The organism is Leifsonia sp. EB41, from assembly GCF_041262565.1.
In the GTDB taxonomy this organism is placed as follows: domain Bacteria; phylum Actinomycetota; class Actinomycetes; order Actinomycetales; family Microbacteriaceae; genus Leifsonia.
Window position 1 is genome coordinate 1182324 of the sequence record NZ_JBGCCJ010000001.1, and the last position, 17384, is coordinate 1199707.

Sequence of the window (17384 nt, forward strand, 5' to 3'; positions counted from 1 at the left end):
TGATTCGGCACGAATGTCGAATTTCGCTGCGTCATTCGCGACATTCGGCACGAATCTCGGCTCGGTCAGACGCCGGGGTCGGCGGCGAGGCGGGCGAGGGTGCGGCGGGAGGGCGTGTCGTCGGGGCTGTCGCGCACGGTGATGAGCGCCTTCCAGAGGGCCCACGCGCGCGCCCGCTGCTCGGTCGCCGGGTCCAGGCCGATCGCGTCGAGGAAGGCGCGCCGGGCGTCGCCGTCGAACATCGTCCAGGCGGGGACGAGGTCGCAGGCCGGGTCGCCGACCCCGGAGGTGCCGAAGTCGATGACGGCGGAGAGTCGCGCGTTCCGGACCAGGAGGTTACCGGGAGCCGCGTCACCGTGCAGCCACACGCCCGGCTGCTCCCACTCCGACGCCTCGGCGGCGTCCCAGATCCGCCGCGCCAGCCGCGGGTCGATGGTCGGCGCGCCGGCGGACATCGCCGCGAGCGCCTCCTCCCGGTAGACCCCGGGAGGCGCGCCGCGGTGGAAGTTGTGGCTCCCGGCCACCGGACCGCCCGACGCGTCCACGTGCCGGAGCGCCGTCAGGAAGGCGCCGAGCTCTGTCGCGAGCCGGACGGCGTCCACGTCGTCCACCAGCCCGAGCGGAGTGCCGGGCAGCCACCGGTAGATCGACCACGCGAACGGGTAGCCCTCGCCCGGCTCCCCCTGCGCGACCGGCTGCGGGATCGGGAGCGGGAGCTGCGGCGCGAGGCGCGGCAGCCACTCGTGCTCCTTCGCGACCTGCTCGACGTAGCCGCGCGCGCTCGGGAGGCGCACGCTGAGCTCCTCCCCGAGCCGGAAGGTGCGGTTGTCCCAGCCGCTCAGCTCCACATCCCTCACCGGCATCGAGCGGTAGGCCGGGAACTGGGCGTCGACCAGCCGCCGGACCAGCACCGCGTCGACGGGCACGCGATCGGTCATGCGCGCTTCACGTAGCGCAGCAGCAGGGTGTCGCCGGACTGGAGCACATGGGCGAGACGCATCCCCAGCGGGAGGATGGGCGCGGCCCCGGCGGAGATGCGGGAGGCGACCCCGGCCTCCAGCGTCGCGGCGACCGTCAGGCACAGCTCGTCCACGACCCCGGCCGCGATGAGGTCGCCGAACAGGTGCGGTCCGCCCTCGCAGTGGATGCGGCTCAGCCCGCGCTCGACCAGCCCCTTCACCAGCAGGGCGGGCTCGACCCGCTCCTCGCCGCAGACCACGACGTCGGCCACCTCGGCGAGCGCGTCGCGGGTGTCGGGCCGGGAGAGCTCGGTCGTGACGACGATCGGCCGCTCCGGTGCATCCCGGAAGATCGGGCTCGCGGGGTCGAGGTCGAGGCTCGCGGAGACGATCGCGAAGACCGGGTGCGCGGTCATCCCGGCGTCGCGGCGCGCCCGCTGGGAGACCTCGTCCACGCGCATCGGACCGTAGCCCTCCGCGCGCACGGTGCCCGCGCCGACCAGCACCACGTCGCAGAGCCGGCGCAGGATGTCGAACACCCGGTGGTCGGCGTCGTCGGAGAGCCCTCCGGAGAGGCCCTGCCGGGTGGCGGCACCGTCGATGCTGGACACGAAGTTCACGCGCAGCCACGGGCTCCCCGCGCCCTCGGAGTACAGCTCGGCGATGCGCGCGTCCCCGATCCCCTCCTCCGCGGGGAGCGGGGAGATCCGGTCGATCGCGGCCTCACTCATTCACGTCCCCCATGTTGTGCTTGAGGTAGGCCGGCTCGCGCAGCCCGAGGATGGCCTCCGTCATCCGAGCTGCGGCCACCGACCCGACCACGTCGTGCATCCGGATGATCCGCGCGCCGTTGACGATCGCGACGACCGCGGCGGCGATCGAGCCGTCCCGGCGCTCCGAGCGCGGCGCGTCCAGGGTCTCGCCGATGAAGTCCTTGTTCGAGACCGCCGCGAGGGTGGGATAGCCGAGGTCGGCGATCTCGGAGAGCCGGCGGGTGAGCTCCAGCGATTGGAGGGTGTTCTTGTTGAGGTCGTGTCCCGGGTCGAGGATGATGCGCTCCTCCGGGACGCCGGCTGCGACCGCGCGGTCGACGCGTTCGAGGAGGAAGTCCGCGATGTCCCGCGCGATGTCGCCGTACGCCGGCCGCGCGTAGAAGGTGCGCGGCGCGGCGAGGCTGTGGGTGAGCACGAGGGTCGCGGCGCTGTCCGCGACGACGCGGGCGAGGTCGGGATCACTGAGCCCGGTGGTGTCGTTGACGACCGTCGCGCCGGCCGCGATGGCCCTGGCCGCCACCGCCGAGTGGAAGGTGTCGACCGAGATCACGACGTCCGACCCCGCACGCAGCTCCGCGACGACGGGCAGCACCCGGTCGGCCTCCTCGTCGGGCGGGATCGCCACGCCGGGCGCGAACGGGGCGCCGCCGATGTCCACCCAGTCCGCTCCGGCCGCGACGGCGTCGAACGAGGCGGCGACCGCGGCGTCGAGGGCGAACGTGCGGCCCTGGTCGAAGAAGGAGTCCGGCGTGCGGTTCACCACTGCCATCACGGCGACGCGGCGGGAGAAGTCGAAGGTGCGCGCGCCGATGGTGCGCACGGGGACGCGGAGCGGGGGCAGATACATCGCGAGGCCGGTCTCAGAGCTCTGCAAGGTCCACGCTCTCGTCGGTCAGCCGGTCGGGGTCGACGGCCTCCCGGCCGCGGATCAGGCGCTGGATGTGCTCCTGCACATCCCACACGTTCACGTTCATCCCGGCGACCACGCGGTCGTCGCGCAGCCAGAAGGCGATGAACTCGCGCGCCGCCACGTCGCCGCGGAAGACGACGCGCGCGCCGGAGGCCAGGGGGGCGTAGCCGGAGTACTCCATGCCCAGATCGTATTGGTCGGAGTAGAAGTACGGGATGTCGTCGTAGCTCGCTTCCTCTCCCACGATCGCGCGTGCGGCCACGGTGCCGCCTGCGATCGCGTTGGCCCAGTGCTCGTTGCGGAGCCGCTTGCCGATCGCCGGCAGCAGCGGGTTCGCCACGTCCCCGACGGCGTAGACGTCCTCCACTGCGGTGCGCATCGCCTCGTCGGTCGGGACGCCGTTGTCGAGCGCGAGGCCGGACTGCTCGGCGACCGACGTGTTCGGAGCGGCCCCGACGCCGGCGACCACCACGTCGGCCGGGATGCGCTCCCCCGTCGCCAGCACGACGACCTGCTCGTCGCCGCCCTCCACGGCCGACACCTGCGCGGCGTTTCGGAAGACCACGCCGTTGTCGCGGTGCAGCCTCTCGAACACCCCGCCGAGCTCCGGTCCGATCGCCGGAGCGAGCGGCACATGTGCGCGCCCGACCACCGTGACGTCGTTGCCGTAGCCGCGAGCCGCGGCGGCGACCTCCATGCCGATCCAGCCGGAGCCCACGACGACGACGCGCCGCGAGCCGACCTCCAGGGCGGCCCGGAGCCACTGCGAATCCTCGATGGTTCTCAGAGAGAAGACGGCGCCGTGGCCGCTGCCGGGGACGCCGAGCGGCCGGGCGTGCGAACCGGTCGCCAGCACCAGGCTGTCGTAGGTGATCCTGGCGCCGCCGGCGAGGAACAGCTCGTGCGCGGCCGGGTCGAACGAGCCGGCCTCCGACCCGGGGAGGAACTCAACGTCGTTCTCCGCGTACCAGTCCGCGGGCTGCACGTACGCGTCGTCCAGGGCGGATTCGCCCTTCAGGTACTCCTTGGAGAGCGGCGGGCGGATGTAGGGACGGTGCTCCTCCGCGCCGAGGAGCATGATGCGGCCCGCGAAGCCCCGGGAGCGCAGCTCGGCGGCGGTCGTCGCCCCGGCGAGACCCGCTCCGACGATGACCACAGTGGGATTGGACATAGTGCTCCGATCGCTGGTCTCCTCAGCATCCACTTTTCACACTGCCAGCGCCAGCCCCTTACACTGCGGGCGTGGGCCGGTCGCACTGCCCGCACCGGCTCCTTACACTCACCGCGCACCGTCTGCTCACAGGCAGAATTCAGCAGACGCGCAGATACTGTTTCGCATGAACGCAGGACCCCGCATTCTCATCGTCGACGACGAGCCGAACATCCGCGATCTCCTCACCACCAGCCTCCGTTTCGCCGGCTTCGCCGTGCGCGCGGTCGGCAACGGAGCCCAGGCGATCTCCGCGGTCCTCGAAGAGGAGCCAGACCTCATCATCCTCGACGTCATGCTCCCGGACATGAACGGGTTCGGCGTCACCAAGCGGCTCCGCGGCGCCGGCTACACCGCGCCCATCCTGTTCCTCACCGCAAAGGACGACACCGAGGACAAGATCACCGGCCTCACGGTCGGCGGCGACGACTATGTCACCAAGCCGTTCAGCCTCGACGAGATCGTCGCCCGCATCAAGGCCATCCTGCGCCGCACGATGCAGGCCGACGAGGACGCCGTCATCCGCGCAGGCGAGCTCACCATGGACCAGGACACCCACGAGGTCTACGTGGGAGACACCCCGATCGAGCTCAGCCCGACCGAGTTCAAGCTGCTGCGCTACCTGATGCTCAACCCCAACCGCGTGCTGTCGAAGGCGCAGATCCTCGACCACGTCTGGGAGTACGACTTCAACGGCGACGCGGGCATCGTGGAGTCGTACATCTCCTACCTGCGCCGCAAGGTGGACGCGCACTCCAGCGAGCCGCTCATCCAGACCAAGCGCGGCTTCGGTTACATGCTCAAGGCCGCGAAGGCGTGACCGGCGCTCACACCCTCGGCTCAGCACCGTCTGCTTAGACTGGCGGCCTGATGCACTCACGCCTGCTCGACCGCTGGAACGCGATCTCCCTCCGGACCAAGATCACCGGGGTGACCGTGCTCATGCTGACGCTCGGGCTGCTCGTGACCGGCATCGGGACGATGTCGATGCTGAAGCCGGTGCTGATCGACCAGCTCGACGCGCAGCTCTCGGCGGCGTCGGGGGCCACGTACGTCAACACGTACCTGTTCGGCTCGTCTTCGGACAAGGACAAGATCGCGACGGACTCCAGCCCGTCCGACTACTTCGCGGCGCTGTACGACGCCAGCGGCAACCTGGTGAAGACGAACTGGAGCAACATCCCGTTCGCGCACCGGCCGGCCATCCCCGAGAAGCTCAGCCTCACCGACGCCAAAGCCCTCGGCCCCGGCGGGGTCACCATCTACAGCAACGACGGCCACACCGCCTATCGGGCGCTGGTCACGACGCAGACGTTCGCGCAGACCGGTGAGCTCGCGACGGCGATCGTCGCCACCACGACGAGCCAGATCGACACCGTGATGGCGAGCTTCCTGGCGATCTTCCTGGGCTTCGGCGTCATCGTCATCATCGTCGGCGCCGGCCTCACCCGGATGCTGGTGACGACGACCTTCTCCCCGCTGCGGGAGGTCGAACAGACGGCCGCGGCCATCGCCGACGGCGACTTCAGCCAGCGCCTCGGCGGCGCGACCCCGAACACCGAGGTCGGCCGGCTCAACCGCTCGCTCAACACGATGCTGAACCGCATCGATCGGGCCTTCAACGACCGCGCGCGCACGATCGACCAGATGCGACGATTCGTCGGCGACGCCTCCCACGAGCTCCGCACGCCACTGGTGTCGGTGCGCGGCTATGCCGAGCTGTACCGGATGGGAGCGTTGCAGACGCCGGAGGACGTCGCCCAGGCGATGGACCGGATCGAGAAGGAGGCCATCCGCATGGGCCTCCTCGTCGAGGACCTCCTGGAGCTGGCGCGTCTCGACGAGACGAAGCCCCTCGACCTCCAGCCGGTGGACCTGGTGCGCATCGCGCAGGACGCCGCGATGGACGCGATGGCCGGAGCCCCCGGCCGCCGGGTGACCGTGCTGACGCCCGCGCCGGTGCCGGCCCCGCTGCACACCGACCCTACGGAGCCCGGGCTCGACACCGTGCCGATGAGCCTCCCTGAGGACCTGTCCCGGCCGCCGGGCGCCACCGGCCCGATCGCCTTCGCCGGCTCGGCGCTGGCCCGGCTGCGCCGCAGCAACCGCGGACGCCGGGGCACCACGGGCCCGATCGCGGTCACGACCGCCGAGAAGGTCGTCCTCGCGGCGCCGCCGGCCGAGCCCGCGATCGTGATGGCGGAGGAGAACAAGCTCCGCCAGGTCGTCACCAACCTGATGGGCAACGCCCTCCGCTACACCCCGGAGGACAGCCCGATCGAGATCGCGGTGCAGGTCGACCACCGCGCCGACCGCGCGGTGCTCGAGGTGCGCGACCACGGCGAGGGCGTCCCGCCGCAGATCCGCGAGAAGATCTTCCAGCGCTTCTGGCGCGCCGACTCCTCCCGCGCCCGCGAGACCGGCGGCAGCGGCCTGGGCCTGGCGATCGTCTCCTCGATCGTCGCGGCGCACCACGGCACCGTGGAGGTCGTGGAGACCGACGGCGGAGGCGCAACCTTCCGGGTGTCCCTGCCGCTGGTGGACCCGAGCCGCGTGACGCAGCCACCGCGCGCAAGCCTCTGACCCTTCGGCCGCGTCAGAGCCGGCCGGCCACCCACTGCACGACAGAGGCCGCCTGGTCGTCGGAGCCGGACACCGCGGCGAACTGGATCCAGGCGTCTCCGACCACAGCGTCGACCACCGTCTCGGCGGGCGTCGACCCCGACGCGTCGGTGTGGCGGACCAGCGTGGCGAGCTCGGTGCTGCCGAGCTGGATCGTGCCGCCGCTGGCGTCCGGGTCACGGCCCACGACGAGGCCGTGATAGGTCGCGTACGCGGCGGGCCCGCCGCGGAGGACGGAGACGGTGCCGAGGAGCGGGGAGTCCCCTGTGCCCGCGCGGTACGCACAGACCGTCACCCGTGGATCGGCGACGAGCGCGTTCTGCATTCCGAAGGTCGCGGCCGGGGCGAGCACGGCGACCGACGCCGGGCCGTAGACGCCGGCGACGGCCTTCAGCCAGGCGGCGTCGCCGCAGGACAGGGGCTTCACCGGGGCGGGCGTCGTGGCGTGAGCGTCGATCGCGGCGACAGTGGGGACGAACGACTGGACGAGCGCGTGGAACGCCTTCTCGTCGATGGACGAGGTGCTGCTCACGGCGTCGACTGCCAGCCACGAGCTGCCGACCAGCACGTTCGTGTGGCAGGTGGTGCCCGTCCCCGGCGTCGCCGGGCCGCAGTCGCCGCCTCGGGACTCGCCGCCGTCGTAGTGCGCGCCCGTCGCCGCGGTCAGGGGGTACTGCTGGGCCTGCGACTGCCAGTTCGCTGCCGCGTGCGGGAGGAGCTGGACGGAGAGCACGTGGACCGGCGCCGTGCTCGCGGCGGCGGACGCGTCCGGGTCGTCGCCCCAGCGGCACCAGCCGCCGCCCGCCGACTGGGCGCCGAACGGCCCGCGCCCGGCCGGTGTCGTGAGCGCGTCCGCCGGGGTCGTCGCCAGGGGCGCGGCGCCGCCGAGCAGGGCCTCCACCGCGGGCGTCGCGGTGAAAGCGGCGCAGTCGAGGGGCGGTGCGACATCCACGGCGGGCGCGGAGGTCGCTGTCGGGCTCGTCGGCCCGGCGCCCGGCAGCCCGAGCGCCTGGCAGCCCGTGAGGCAGAGCAGCGCGGCAGCCAGCCCGGCGACCGCCCTCGCCCGAGACCACCGTGTCGCCGCCATGCTCCGCCTCCGCCCCGGTCGTGACGACGATAACAGCGAAGAGGGCGCCTCCCGCGAACGGGAGACGCCCTCTACTGCGTGTCGGACGGACTCAGAAGTCCATGCCGGCGCCCGGGTCGCCGGCCGGGGCCGGGTTCCGCTCGGGCTTGTCGGCGACGACGGCCTCGGTGGTGAGGAACAGGCCCGCGATGGACGCGGCGTTCTGCAGCGCCGAGCGGGTGACCTTCACCGGGTCGTTGATGCCGGAGGCCAGCATGTCGACGTACTCGCCGGTCGCGGCGTTGAGGCCGTGACCCACGGGGAGCTCGCGCACCTTGGCGACCACGACGCCGGCCTCGAGGCCCGCGTTGATGGCGATCTGCTTCAGCGGCGCCTCGATGGCGACGCGGACGATGTTCGCGCCGGTCGCCTCGTCGCCCGTGAGCGACAGCTTCTCGAAGGCGGTCTTGCCGGCCTGGATGAGAGCGACGCCACCACCGGCGACGATGCCCTCCTCGACGGCGGCCTTCGCGTTGCGGACGGCGTCCTCGATGCGGTGCTTGCGCTCCTTGAGCTCGACCTCGGTGGCCGCGCCCGCCTTGATGACGGCGACGCCGCCGGCGAGCTTCGCGAGGCGCTCCTGGAGCTTCTCACGGTCGTAGTCCGAGTCGGTGTTCTCGATCTCGCCACGGATCTGGGCCACGCGGCCGGCGATGGCGTCGGGGTCGCCCGCGCCCTCGACGATGGTGGTCTCGTCCTTGGTGATGACGACCTTGCGGGCCTGGCCGAGCAGGTCGAGGGTGACGTTCTCGAGCTTGAGGCCGACCTCCTCGGAGATGACCTGGCCGCCGGTGAGGATCGCGATGTCCTGCAGCATGGCCTTGCGGCGGTCGCCGAAGCCCGGGGCCTTGACGGCGACGGACTTGAAGATGCCGCGGATCTTGTTGACGATCAGGGTGGCCAGGGCCTCCCCGTCGACGTCCTCGGCGATGATGAGGAGCTGCTTGTTGGCCTGGATGACCTTGTCGACGATCGGGAGCAGGTCCTTGATCGAGGAGATCTTCTGGTTGGCGATGAGGATGTAGGTGTCCTCGAACACCGCCTCCTGGCGGTCCTGGTCGGTGACGAAGTACTGCGACAGGAAGCCCTTGTCGAAGCGCATGCCCTCGGTCAGCTCGAGCTCGGTGCCGAAGGTGTTCGACTCCTCGACGGTGACGACGCCCTCCTTGCCGACCTTGTCGATGGCCTCGGCGATGATCTCGCCGATGGTGGTGTCGCCGGCGGAGATGGACGCGGTGGCGGCGATCTCGGCCTTGGTCTCGACCTCCTTGGCGCTGGCGATGAGTTCCTCGGTGACGGCCGCGACGGCCTTCTCGATGCCGCGCTTCAGCGTGATGGGGTCGGCGCCGGCGGCCACGTTGCGGAGGCCCTCCTTGACGAGCGCCTGAGCGAGCACGGTGGCGGTGGTGGTGCCGTCGCCCGCGACGTCGTCGGTCTTCTTGGCGACCTCCTTGACCAGCTCAGCGCCGATCTTCTCGTACGGGTCGTCGAGCTCGATCTCCTTCGCGATGGAGACGCCGTCGTTCGTGATGGTGGGAGCGCCCCACTTCTTCTCGAGGACGACGTTGCGACCGCGCGGGCCCAGCGTCACCTTGACGGTGTCGGCCAGGATGTTGAGGCCGCGCTCGAGGCCGCGACGCGCTTCCTCGTCGAAAGCAATGATCTTTGCCATGTGTTTCTCGTCCCTCCCGGACGTCTGCGAAAGATTCGGTGTGTTAGCACTCGATCAGGCGGAGTGCTAAAGCGATTCTGGCACTCGCGCCAGTGGAGTGCAAGCGCGGTGGAGCTAGGGGCAGCGCGGAGCGATGCGCGACCCCAGCGCCGAGGGAGCCTGCGACCGAGGTTGCGCCAGGACGGCGGACACAGAAAAAGGAGCGCCGCCCCGAAGGGCGACGCTCCTCTTATATGGTCTTGCCGATCGCTGCGTACTACAGCGGACGCACCGACTCGGCCTGCGGGCCCTTGTTGCCCGAGCCGACCTCGAACTGCACCTGCTGGCCCTCTTCGAGAACCTTGTAGCCGTTCATGTCGATTGCGGAGTAATGAACGAAAACGTCCTGTCCCCCACCCTCGACGGTGATGAATCCGTAGCCCTTTTCAGCGTTGAACCACTTCACGGTCCCGTTCGCCATGCATTACTCCCATTGCTGTGTCGCTCGCGTGGTCCAGCGCCGCGCGTTGACTCCCGATCCTAATGCTTGCAATAGCCGTTTCCGCCAGTCTTTTGGCCAATCCGTTACCAAATCGGCCCAAAGTTAAACACGCGTGAAACAAAGGGATGAGCGCGCGTACACGCGCGGAACGACGCGGTGTCAGCCCTTGTAGTCGCTGCCGACGACCACGGTCAGGTCGGCGCCGCTGGCCGCGAAGTCCTGCGTGAGCGCGATGGTCGCGCCGGGGAGCGACTGCGCCGCTCCGAGCGCCGCCGCCTGGTTCTTGGGGTCGGAGTAGTACACGATCGTCTGCGTGAGGTCCTGCTTGTCGGCGTTCGCGACGGCGCCGACCTTCCAGCCCGCCTTCGTCAGGGTGTCGCCGACCTTGCCGCCGAGGCCGGAGGTCGCGGTGCCGTTCAGAACGTTCACCGTCAGCGACGGGTCGACGGTCGGGACGATCGTCGGCGTCGGCGTCGCCGTGGGCGTCGGGGTGCCGCTCGCGGAGTTCGGCGAGCCGTGGAAGGAGATGGAGCCGCTCACCAGTGAGAGGCCGAAGATGCCCGCTGCCACGAGGACGACGACGGCGAGCGCTGCCCAGCCGACCGCGATCCAGCCGCGGCCCTTCGGCCGGGGAGCCCGGTGCGCACCGACGCGCTGCAGACCGTCTGGGATGTCGTCGAACCGGTCTCTCGGGTACTTCTCTGCCATCTACAGGTGATTCCTCGCGGTGTCAGTCGCCGGACGGGAGTGTCCGGGATCGCCGTGCTGCCAGCCGGGTCTCGCGCAGCCGGAGCAGGCGCTTGACGAGCATGGGGTCGTGCTTGAGCGCCTCCGGTCGGTCGATCAGCGCTCCGAGGAGTTGATAGTACCGGGCGGCGGAGAGACCGAACTCCTCGCGGATGGCCTGCTCCTTGGCGCCGGCATGCCGCCACCACTGACGCTCGAACGCGAGGATGGCCGCCTCACGGTCGGTCAGGCCGGTCGCGTCCGGCGCAGGGATCCGGTGGTCCGCAGCCTCCGCCACGTGCACCGCCTCCCCTCACCGTCTTCGAGTCAGCCCTTCCCCGCGCTCGCGCCTCATCCTAGGGGCGCTGTCCTGTGCGTTACCCGTTTGCGCCCGGCACGTCGCAGGCCGAACAGGGAACAGCCGCACAGGCGCCGCCGTTTAGGCTGGGGACGGACGACGAAAGGAACGCACGATGAGCGCATCGCACGACGAGGCCGCGCAGGGCGCCGCAGCGCCCAACGGGTACGGGCTCGAGAAGACCGACGAGGAGTGGCGCCGCGAGCTCAGCCCGGAGCAGTACGCGGTGCTGCGCGAGGCGGGCACGGAGCGGCCGTGGACCGGCGAGCTGCTCGACGAGGGCCGCGCGGGCCTCTACACCTGCGCCGCGTGCGGAGCGGAGCTGTTCAAGTCGGGCACCAAGTTCGACAGCGGCTGCGGCTGGCCGAGCTTCTACGAGTCGATCCGGCCGGAGGCCGTGCAGCTCCTGGAGGACGACAGCCTGGGCATGGTCCGCACCGAGGTGCGCTGCGCGAACTGCGGCTCCCACCTGGGCCACGTGTTCCCCGACGGCTTCGGCACCCCGACCGGCGACCGCTACTGCATGAACTCGCTCTCGCTGAACTTCGCCCCAGAGGCCTGATGTCCGAGCTCGTCGAGCGGGTCGCCGCGCGCCGGTCGTACTCGCGCGTGACCTCCGCGGCGCCGACGCACGAGGAGCTGCTGCCGCTCGTGGCCGCCGCCGGCCGCGTCGCCGACCACTCGGCGCTGCATCCATGGCGGGTCATCGAGCTGCGCGGCGACGCGCGCATCCGGCTGGGCCGAGCGTTCGTGAAGGACGCCAAGGCGACCGGCGAGGAGGCCGAGAAACTGGCGGCCAAGCCGCTGCGCTCGTCGCTGCTGCTCGCGATCGTCGCGGTGCGCACGAAGAACGAGAAGGTGCCGGGCTGGGAGCAGGACGCCGTCGCCGCGGGCGTCGCGCACCTCCTGAGCCTGCTGCTCCACGACGCCGGCTGGGGCGTCATGTGGCGCACCGGCCACCACACCAGGTCGAAGGCCGTGCACCGGATGCACGACCTCGCCAAGAACGAGCGCCTGCTCGGCTGGCTGTACGTCGGCGGCGTACCGGACGACGGCAAGGAGGCCCACCGGACCTCCATCGACCCCGAGCGCTTCCTGACGACGCTCGACTGACGAACTGTCTGACAGGACATGCCGCGTCGCGCGCCTGCCGCGCGGCGTGTCCTGTCAGTTCGTTCGTGCGGGGCGGCGCCAGCGGATGCTGGCGACGGCGACGGCGACGAGGGCGAGCAGCGTTCCGGCGACGGTGGAGAACGCGACCGGCGCGGGCGAGCTTGGCGCGAACACGTCGAGCAGGAGCGCGGTCACGAGCTGACCGGCGACGGTCGCGAGACCGAGCAGCAGCACGCCCGTGATCCGGACGAGCAGCGCGGCGGCCGCGATGAACACGCAGCCGATCGCGCCGCCGAGGTAGAGCCACGGCTCGGTCGGCAGCGGCTTCGGGAGGCCGCGCAGACTCCAGTCGACGGCCATGATGACCAGGAGCACGGTCGTCCCGACCACGAAGTTGATGAAGGTCGCGGTCAGGGCGCTCTCGGCGACCACCCGCACCTGGCCGTTGACGGCCTGCTGCCAGCCGAGGCCCAGGCCCGAGATCAGCGGCAGCAGCATCAGCCAGATCGGCACGGAGCCGCCGAGCTGCGCGGACACCGCCCAGGTCACGGCGCCGAGGGCGATCAGGGCCCCTGCGAGCCGCGCCGGCGTGATCGGGCGGCGGCCTCCCGGGCCGAGGCCGATCCGGTCGAGGACCAGGCCGCTGACGGTCTGGCCGGCCACGACCGCCACCGTGAACAGCGCGACGCCGAGCACCGCTGCGGCGACGCCCTGCGACAGCACCAGGAAAGCGCCCGCGGCCCCGCCGACGACGTACCACCAGGGCAGCTCGCGGGTGCGCAGTGCGGCGGCCACCCGGCCGAAGCCGCGCCGCCCGGCGGGAGCGACGGCCATCGCGACGATGAGGATGACGAGCCCGGAGCCGAAGGAGATGACGGCGGCGGTGACCCCGTCGTCCAGCCGCTGCCCCAGCTCGCCGTTGATGCGCGACTGCAGGGCGACGCCCGCCCCGCAGACGATCGCGCAGACGAGCGCGAGCCAGAGGGGGAAGGAGCGGGAGGTCACTCCCCCAAGCCTAGGGGCGTGTGCGGATGCTCAGGGAGCGGGCGCGTCGCCGTCGGTGGGCGTCGGGTGCGGAAGCCAGGGGATGTTCTCCTCCGGCGCGACGTCCTTCTCGAAGTCGAGGTCGTAGTCGTCGCCCTGCTCCACGGCATCCGGCTTGTCGGCGTCGTCGGGCTGATCTGCGTCGCGTGGCTTGTCGGTCATTCCCTCACCGTACCCGGCGCCTCGTCGGCGAGGAAGGCGATCGGCGACTCGATGGCGTCGGCGATCTCGCGCAGGAACCGGGCAGCCACTCCGCCGTCCGTGACGCGGTGGTCGAAGACCAGGCTGAGCTGCACGATCCGGCGCGGGACGACGGCGCCCTCGACCACCCACGGGCGCTCGATGACCCGGCCGATGCCGAGGATGGCGACCTCCGGGTGGTTGATGATCGCGGCGCTGCCGTCGACCCCGAGACTCCCGTAGTTGTTCACGGTGAAGGTGGAGCCGGTCAGATCCGCGGGCGGCAGCACGCCGTCGCGCGCGGCGGCGGACAGGCGGCCGAGCTCGGCGTCAAGCTCGCGGACGCTCGAGCGGTCGGCGCGGCGGATCACCGGGACCAGCAGGCCGCGCGGGGTGTCGGCCGCGAAGCCGAGGTTCACCCCCGCGAACACCTCGATCCCGTCGCCGCCTGCGGTGACCCGGCCGGCGAGCTCGGGATGCCGCGCCAGCGCGCTGAGCGTGAACCGCGAGATGAAGGCGAGCAGCGACGGCGGCTTGCCCGACTTCCCGAGGGTCTGCCTGGCCTCCCACAGCTCGGTGGCGTCGACGTCGACCCAGACGGTCGCCTCCGGGATCTCGGAGCGGCTGCGCGTCATGGTCTCGGCGACCGCGCGGCGGAGGCGGGAGAAGGGGGTGACGGAGGCGATGTCGAGGCCGGTGCGGGGGTCGGTCCCCGGCTCGGCGGCGGCGGGGGCCGGGCGGGATGCGGGCGCCGCCGGTGCTGCGGGCACGCTTGGCGCGGTGGCTTTCGCCGCGGCGAGCGCCGCCTCCACGTCGCGCCGCGTGACGACCCCGCCCACGCCGCTCGGAGTGAGCGAGGCGAGGTCGATGCTGTGCGTCCGCGCGAGCGCCCGGACGACAGGGGACACGACGGGAACGATGCGGCTGGGCGCTCCGGAGGTCACGGCGGTGCCGTGCTGGGAGGCGCGGCCGCGGCGGCGGGCGGTGGCGTGGTCGGTGGTGCCGTAGCCGACGAGCACGGCACCGGAGCCGGCCGCGACGGGCTCGGGTTTCCGCTCCGGCTCGGTGGCGTCCGCGGTGACGACGGTCTCAGCGGCGGACTCGACGTCCGCATCCTCGCGCACCTCCAGCAGCGGAGAGCCGACCAGGATGGTCTCGCCCTCCTCGCCGTGGCAGACGGCGACGACGCCGGCGTACGGCGAGGGCACCTCGACGACCGACTTGGCGGTCTCCACCTCGGCGATCGGCTGGTCGACGGTCACGGTGTCGCCGACCGCGACCAGCCAGTGGACCAGTTCGGCGTCGGCGAGTCCCTCGCCCAGGTCGGGCAGCGTGAAGACCTTCATGCGTCCTCCCACTGCAGGCTGTCGACGGCGTCGAGCACGCGGTCCACGCCCGGCAGGTAGTAGCGCTCCAGCTTCGGTGGCGCGAACGGGGTGTCGAAGCCGGTCACCCGGCGCACCGGCGCCTCCAGGTAGTGGAAGCAGCGCTCGGAGACGCGGGCGGCGATCTCGGAGGCGACGCTGGCGAAGCCCGGCGCCTCCGCCACGACCACGGCGCGGCCGGTCGCACGGACGGCGGCGCAGACGGTCTCGTCGTCGAACGGGGTCAGGGTCCGCACATCGATCACGGCCAGGCTGCGACCCTCCTCGGCTGCGGCCTCCGCGGCGGCGAGCGCCACCGGCACCGTCGGGCCGTAGGCGATCAGGGTCGCGTCGGTGCCCTCTCTGGCGACGCGTGCGCGGCCCAGCTCGGGCAGCGGTGCGGTCGTGTCGACCTCGCCGGTCGACCAGTACAGCTTCTTCGGCTCCATGAAGACCACCGGGTCCGGGGAGGCGATGGCGGCGCGGAGCAGGCCGTAGGCGTCCTGCGGCGTCGCCGGCGACACCACGGTCAGGCCGGGCGTGTGCACGTAGTAGGCCTCGGAGGAGTCGGAGTGGTGCTCGACGCCGCCGATGCCGCCCGCGAACGGGATGCGGATGACCATCGGCAGCCGGACCTTCCCGCGCGTGCGGTTGCCCATCTTGGCGACGTGGTCCACGATCTGCTCGAACGCCGGGTAGGCGAACGCGTCGAACTGCATCTCGACGACCGGGCGCATCCCGTTCATCGCCATGCCGACCGCGGTGCCGACGATGCCGGACTCGGCCAGCGGGGTGTCGAAGCAGCGCTGCTCGCCGAAGCGCTTGGTCAGGCCGTCCGTGATGCGGAAGACGCCGCCGAGCGTGCCGACGTCCTCGCCGAAGACGAGGACCGCCGGGTCCTCTGCGAGGGAGTCGGCGAGGGCGCGGTTGAGGGCCTGCGCCATCGTCATCGTGGCGACGGCGGGCGCGGACGGCTGCTCGGGCTCGGGCTGCCGGTCGGCGGGGGCGTCGTGCATGATCGTCATCGGGCGACCTCCTCGGTGCGGGACTGCGCTGCCCGGGTCTCCGCGGCGAGCTCGGCGGCGAGCAGCGCGGACTGCTCCCGGAGCTGCGGCGTCGGCTCGGCGTAGACGAACTCGAACAGGTCCATCGGCTGGGGCTCGACGTCCGCCATGATCCGGGTGCGGAGGTCGACGGCGACGCGATCGGCCTGGGCGCGGAACTCGGCGTCGTCGTCGTCGGTCAGCGCGCCCTCGGCCGTCAGCCAGGTGCGCAGCCGCAGCAGCGGGTCGCGGGCGATCCACGGCTCCACCTCCGCGGAGGTGCGGTAGCGGGTGGCGTCGTCGGCGTTGGTGTGCGACTTCATCCGGTAGGTGAGCGCCTCCACCAGCGTGGGGCCGCCGCCCTCACGGGCCTCGGTGACGGCCTCCCCTAGCACCGCGAGCAGCGCGGCGAGGTCGTTGCCGTCGACCAGACGGCCGCGCATCCCGTAGCCGACGCCCTTGTGCGCCAGGCTCGGCGCGGCGGTCTGCCGGCTGAGCGGCACGGAGATCGCGTAGCCATTGTTCTGGACGAGGAAGACGACGGGGAGGTGGAACACGGCCGCGAAGTTGAGCGCCTCGTGGAAGTCGCCCTCGCTGGTGGCGCCGTCGCCGCACAGCGCAACGACAACGGTGTCCTCGCCGCGCATCCTGGCCGCGTGGGCGAAACCGACCGCGTGCAGGAGCTGGGTGGCGAGCGGAGTCGCCTGCGGGGCGACGCGGTACTTGTTCGGGTCGTAGCCGGAGTGCCAGTCGCCGCGCAGCAGCAGGAACGCCTCGAACGGGTCCACGCCCCGGGAGACGACGGCGACCGAGTCGCGGTAGGTCGGGAAGAGCCAGTCCCGCTCGCCGAGCACCATCGCCGCGGCGACCTCGCAGGCCTCCTGGCCGTGCGAGGACGGGTACACGGCCAGCTTGCCCTGCCGCACCAGGGCGTCGGCCTGGTCGTTGAGCCGGCGGCCCAGCACGAGGCGGCCGTAGCCGTCGCGGAGCTGCTCGGTGGTCGGGAACGCGTAGTGCTCGTGCGGGTGGCCAGAGCCCTGCTCGTCGATGAGCCGCAGCGGGGTGTCGCCCGGCATCAGGTCGTCGGCGTGCATCGCTTCTCCTTCGAAAGACGTCACTGATCCTCAGGATGACTTCGCTGGACCCGCTTTGCCACATGTGTGAGACTTTCGAGACGAACGGGTGCACAACAGCAGTATCGATGCCAAACTGTCTCTCATCATGGACGACATCGACACCCGCATCGTGGACGCATTGCGCGCCGACGGCCGCGCCTCCATCACCGCCGTCGCGGAGGCGGCGCACGTCTCCCGGGCCAACGCCTACGCCCGCGTCTCCCGCCTGGTCGAGGAGGGCGTCATCACGGGCTTCACGGCGAAGGTCGACCCGCGCCGCTCCGGCCGCGCGTCATCGGCCTACGTGACGATGCGCGTGGAGCAGGCGGCCTGGCACGACCTCCGGGCGCGGCTGCGCGCCATCCCGGAGGTGGAGCACTTCGCGCTGGTCGGCGGCGACTTCGACGTCATCCTGCTGGTGCGGGCGCGCGACAACGAGGACCTGCGGCGCGTGGTGCTGGAGGAGCTGACCACCATGCCGTCGGTGCGGGACACCAAGACGTCGCTCGTCTTCGAGGACCACGACCTCCGCTGACGCCCGATCATTCGTGCCGAATGTCGCGAAAGCGACGACGAAACGCGACATTCGTGCCGAATGTCGGGGCTGGTGCGTGGTGGGGCGGGAGTCGATACGGTTGGGGCATGTCGGGGAATCCGGTGGCGGTCGCCGCGTGTAGCGCGGTCGCCG

19 protein-coding genes are annotated in these 17384 nt (G+C 71.5%); 5 read left to right on the forward strand and 14 right to left on the reverse strand.

Translation table 11 applies throughout. From position 1 onward, the window contains the following. Window positions 1–65: 65 nt before the first annotated feature. The 4 genes from ABH923_RS05760 to ABH923_RS05775 are packed head-to-tail and all read right to left on the reverse strand — an operon-like array spanning window position 66 to window position 3813. Window positions 66–938, reverse strand: a complete 873-nt coding sequence (locus tag ABH923_RS05760) for an aminoglycoside phosphotransferase family protein (protein ID WP_370054405.1) — start codon at window positions 936–938, stop codon at window positions 66–68. Then, window positions 935–1690, reverse strand: a complete 756-nt coding sequence (locus ABH923_RS05765) for a pyrimidine reductase family protein (RefSeq protein ID WP_370054406.1) — start codon at window positions 1688–1690, stop codon at window positions 935–937. Before ABH923_RS05765 ends, ABH923_RS05760 begins: the two co-directional genes overlap by 4 nt. Continuing rightward, the gene (gene folP / locus ABH923_RS05770) at window positions 1683–2579 is read right to left on the reverse strand and encodes a dihydropteroate synthase (RefSeq protein ID WP_370057307.1); all 897 of its coding nucleotides are present in this window, start codon (window positions 2577–2579) and stop codon (window positions 1683–1685) included. Before folP ends, ABH923_RS05765 begins: the two co-directional genes overlap by 8 nt. Window positions 2580–2592: 13 nt before the next feature. Then, window positions 2593–3813, reverse strand: a complete 1221-nt coding sequence (locus ABH923_RS05775) for an NAD(P)/FAD-dependent oxidoreductase (protein ID WP_370054407.1) — start codon at window positions 3811–3813, stop codon at window positions 2593–2595. Window positions 3814–3979: 166 nt separating this feature from the next. Here ABH923_RS05775 and ABH923_RS05780 point away from each other — a divergent pair, with 166 nt between their 5' ends. Both ABH923_RS05780 and ABH923_RS05785 read left to right on the forward strand, forming a co-directional pair. Next, window positions 3980–4672 (forward strand): response regulator transcription factor, encoded by a 693-nt coding sequence (locus tag ABH923_RS05780; RefSeq protein ID WP_179605211.1) that lies wholly within the window; start codon window positions 3980–3982, stop codon window positions 4670–4672. 50 nt (window positions 4673–4722) lie between these two features. Continuing rightward, window positions 4723–6435, forward strand: a complete 1713-nt coding sequence (locus ABH923_RS05785) for an ATP-binding protein (RefSeq protein ID WP_370054408.1) — start codon at window positions 4723–4725, stop codon at window positions 6433–6435. 13 nt (window positions 6436–6448) lie between these two features. On the opposite strand, the gene ABH923_RS05790 is transcribed toward ABH923_RS05785, so the two are convergent. The 5 genes from ABH923_RS05790 to ABH923_RS05810 all read right to left on the reverse strand — a co-directional run bounded on the left by ABH923_RS05790 (window position 6449) and on the right by ABH923_RS05810 (window position 10783). Then, on the reverse strand, window positions 6449–7561 hold the full coding sequence (locus ABH923_RS05790; RefSeq protein ID WP_370054409.1) for a hypothetical protein: 1113 nt from the start codon (window positions 7559–7561) through the stop codon (window positions 6449–6451). A gap of 91 nt (window positions 7562–7652) precedes the next feature. Further along, complete coding sequence (gene groL, locus ABH923_RS05795; RefSeq protein ID WP_370054410.1) at window positions 7653–9272, reverse strand: chaperonin GroEL; 1620 nt, start codon at window positions 9270–9272, stop codon at window positions 7653–7655. Window positions 9273–9528: 256 nt separating this feature from the next. Then, complete coding sequence (locus ABH923_RS05800; protein ID WP_055914585.1) at window positions 9529–9732, reverse strand: cold-shock protein; 204 nt, start codon at window positions 9730–9732, stop codon at window positions 9529–9531. Between the two features lie 180 nt (window positions 9733–9912). Continuing rightward, window positions 9913–10461 (reverse strand): LytR C-terminal domain-containing protein, encoded by a 549-nt coding sequence (locus ABH923_RS05805; protein ID WP_370054411.1) that lies wholly within the window; start codon window positions 10459–10461, stop codon window positions 9913–9915. 22 nt (window positions 10462–10483) lie between these two features. Continuing rightward, the gene (locus ABH923_RS05810; protein ID WP_179605206.1) at window positions 10484–10783 is read right to left on the reverse strand and encodes a DUF3263 domain-containing protein; all 300 of its coding nucleotides are present in this window, start codon (window positions 10781–10783) and stop codon (window positions 10484–10486) included. 169 nt (window positions 10784–10952) lie between these two features. Between ABH923_RS05810 and msrB the strand changes: the two genes are divergently transcribed. Beyond that, the gene (gene msrB / locus ABH923_RS05815; RefSeq protein ID WP_370054412.1) at window positions 10953–11399 is read left to right on the forward strand and encodes a peptide-methionine (R)-S-oxide reductase MsrB; all 447 of its coding nucleotides are present in this window, start codon (window positions 10953–10955) and stop codon (window positions 11397–11399) included. Continuing rightward, the gene (locus ABH923_RS05820; RefSeq protein WP_370054413.1) at window positions 11399–11950 is read left to right on the forward strand and encodes a nitroreductase family protein; all 552 of its coding nucleotides are present in this window, start codon (window positions 11399–11401) and stop codon (window positions 11948–11950) included. Before msrB ends, ABH923_RS05820 begins: the two co-directional genes overlap by 1 nt. Before the next feature lie 54 nt (window positions 11951–12004). On the opposite strand, the gene ABH923_RS05825 is transcribed toward ABH923_RS05820, so the two are convergent. Genes ABH923_RS05825 through pdhA form a run of 5 tightly spaced genes read right to left on the reverse strand, consistent with a single transcriptional unit; the run spans window position 12005 to window position 16675 of the window. After that, window positions 12005–12955: a DMT family transporter gene (locus ABH923_RS05825; RefSeq protein WP_370054414.1), complete on the reverse strand. Its 951-nt coding sequence runs from the start codon at window positions 12953–12955 to the stop codon at window positions 12005–12007. 30 nt (window positions 12956–12985) lie between these two features. Next, complete coding sequence (locus ABH923_RS05830) at window positions 12986–13156, reverse strand: hypothetical protein (RefSeq protein WP_370054415.1); 171 nt, start codon at window positions 13154–13156, stop codon at window positions 12986–12988. Continuing rightward, window positions 13153–14520 (reverse strand): dihydrolipoamide acetyltransferase family protein, encoded by a 1368-nt coding sequence (locus ABH923_RS05835; protein WP_370054416.1) that lies wholly within the window; start codon window positions 14518–14520, stop codon window positions 13153–13155. The genes ABH923_RS05830 and ABH923_RS05835 overlap by 4 nt, the downstream gene beginning before the upstream one ends. Further along, the gene (locus ABH923_RS05840) at window positions 14517–15563 is read right to left on the reverse strand and encodes an alpha-ketoacid dehydrogenase subunit beta (protein ID WP_370054417.1); all 1047 of its coding nucleotides are present in this window, start codon (window positions 15561–15563) and stop codon (window positions 14517–14519) included. Before ABH923_RS05840 ends, ABH923_RS05835 begins: the two co-directional genes overlap by 4 nt. Beyond that, window positions 15560–16675, reverse strand: coding sequence for a pyruvate dehydrogenase (acetyl-transferring) E1 component subunit alpha (gene pdhA, locus ABH923_RS05845; protein ID WP_370054418.1), 1116 nt, complete (start codon window positions 16673–16675; stop codon window positions 15560–15562). Before pdhA ends, ABH923_RS05840 begins: the two co-directional genes overlap by 4 nt. A 127-nt stretch (window positions 16676–16802) precedes the next feature. On the opposite strand from pdhA, the gene ABH923_RS05850 reads away from it, so the two are divergent. Then, a complete protein-coding gene (locus tag ABH923_RS05850) occupies window positions 16803–17231 on the forward strand; it encodes an Lrp/AsnC family transcriptional regulator (RefSeq protein WP_370054419.1) in 429 nt (142 codons plus the stop codon). The last annotated feature ends 153 nt before the right edge of the window (window positions 17232–17384 follow it).

Bases quoted from the DNA above. Each gene is read 5' to 3' on its own strand.
- ABH923_RS05760 (WP_370054405.1), bottom strand. From the start codon at position 938: ATGACCGATCGCGTGCCCGTCGACGCGGTGCTGGTCCGGCGGCTGGTC.
- ABH923_RS05765 (WP_370054406.1), bottom strand. From the start codon at position 1,690: ATGAGTGAGGCCGCGATCGACCGGATCTCCCCGCTCCCCGCGGAGGAG.
- folP (WP_370057307.1), bottom strand. From the start codon at position 2,579: ATGTATCTGCCCCCGCTCCGCGTCCCCGTGCGCACCATCGGCGCGCGC.
- ABH923_RS05775 (WP_370054407.1), bottom strand. From the start codon at position 3,813: ATGTCCAATCCCACTGTGGTCATCGTCGGAGCGGGTCTCGCCGGGGCG.
- ABH923_RS05780 (WP_179605211.1), top strand. From the start codon at position 3,980: ATGAACGCAGGACCCCGCATTCTCATCGTCGACGACGAGCCGAACATC.
- ABH923_RS05785 (WP_370054408.1), top strand. From the start codon at position 4,723: ATGCACTCACGCCTGCTCGACCGCTGGAACGCGATCTCCCTCCGGACC.
- ABH923_RS05790 (WP_370054409.1), bottom strand. From the start codon at position 7,561: ATGGCGGCGACACGGTGGTCTCGGGCGAGGGCGGTCGCCGGGCTGGCT.
- groL (WP_370054410.1), bottom strand. From the start codon at position 9,272: ATGGCAAAGATCATTGCTTTCGACGAGGAAGCGCGTCGCGGCCTCGAG.
- ABH923_RS05800 (WP_055914585.1), bottom strand. From the start codon at position 9,732: ATGGCGAACGGGACCGTGAAGTGGTTCAACGCTGAAAAGGGCTACGGA.
- ABH923_RS05805 (WP_370054411.1), bottom strand. From the start codon at position 10,461: ATGGCAGAGAAGTACCCGAGAGACCGGTTCGACGACATCCCAGACGGT.
- msrB (WP_370054412.1), top strand. From the start codon at position 10,953: ATGAGCGCATCGCACGACGAGGCCGCGCAGGGCGCCGCAGCGCCCAAC.
- ABH923_RS05820 (WP_370054413.1), top strand. From the start codon at position 11,399: ATGTCCGAGCTCGTCGAGCGGGTCGCCGCGCGCCGGTCGTACTCGCGC.
- ABH923_RS05830 (WP_370054415.1), bottom strand. From the start codon at position 13,156: ATGACCGACAAGCCACGCGACGCAGATCAGCCCGACGACGCCGACAAG.
- ABH923_RS05835 (WP_370054416.1), bottom strand. From the start codon at position 14,520: ATGAAGGTCTTCACGCTGCCCGACCTGGGCGAGGGACTCGCCGACGCC.
- ABH923_RS05840 (WP_370054417.1), bottom strand. From the start codon at position 15,563: ATGACGATCATGCACGACGCCCCCGCCGACCGGCAGCCCGAGCCCGAG.
- pdhA (WP_370054418.1), bottom strand. From the start codon at position 16,675: ATGCACGCCGACGACCTGATGCCGGGCGACACCCCGCTGCGGCTCATC.
- ABH923_RS05850 (WP_370054419.1), top strand. From the start codon at position 16,803: ATGGACGACATCGACACCCGCATCGTGGACGCATTGCGCGCCGACGGC.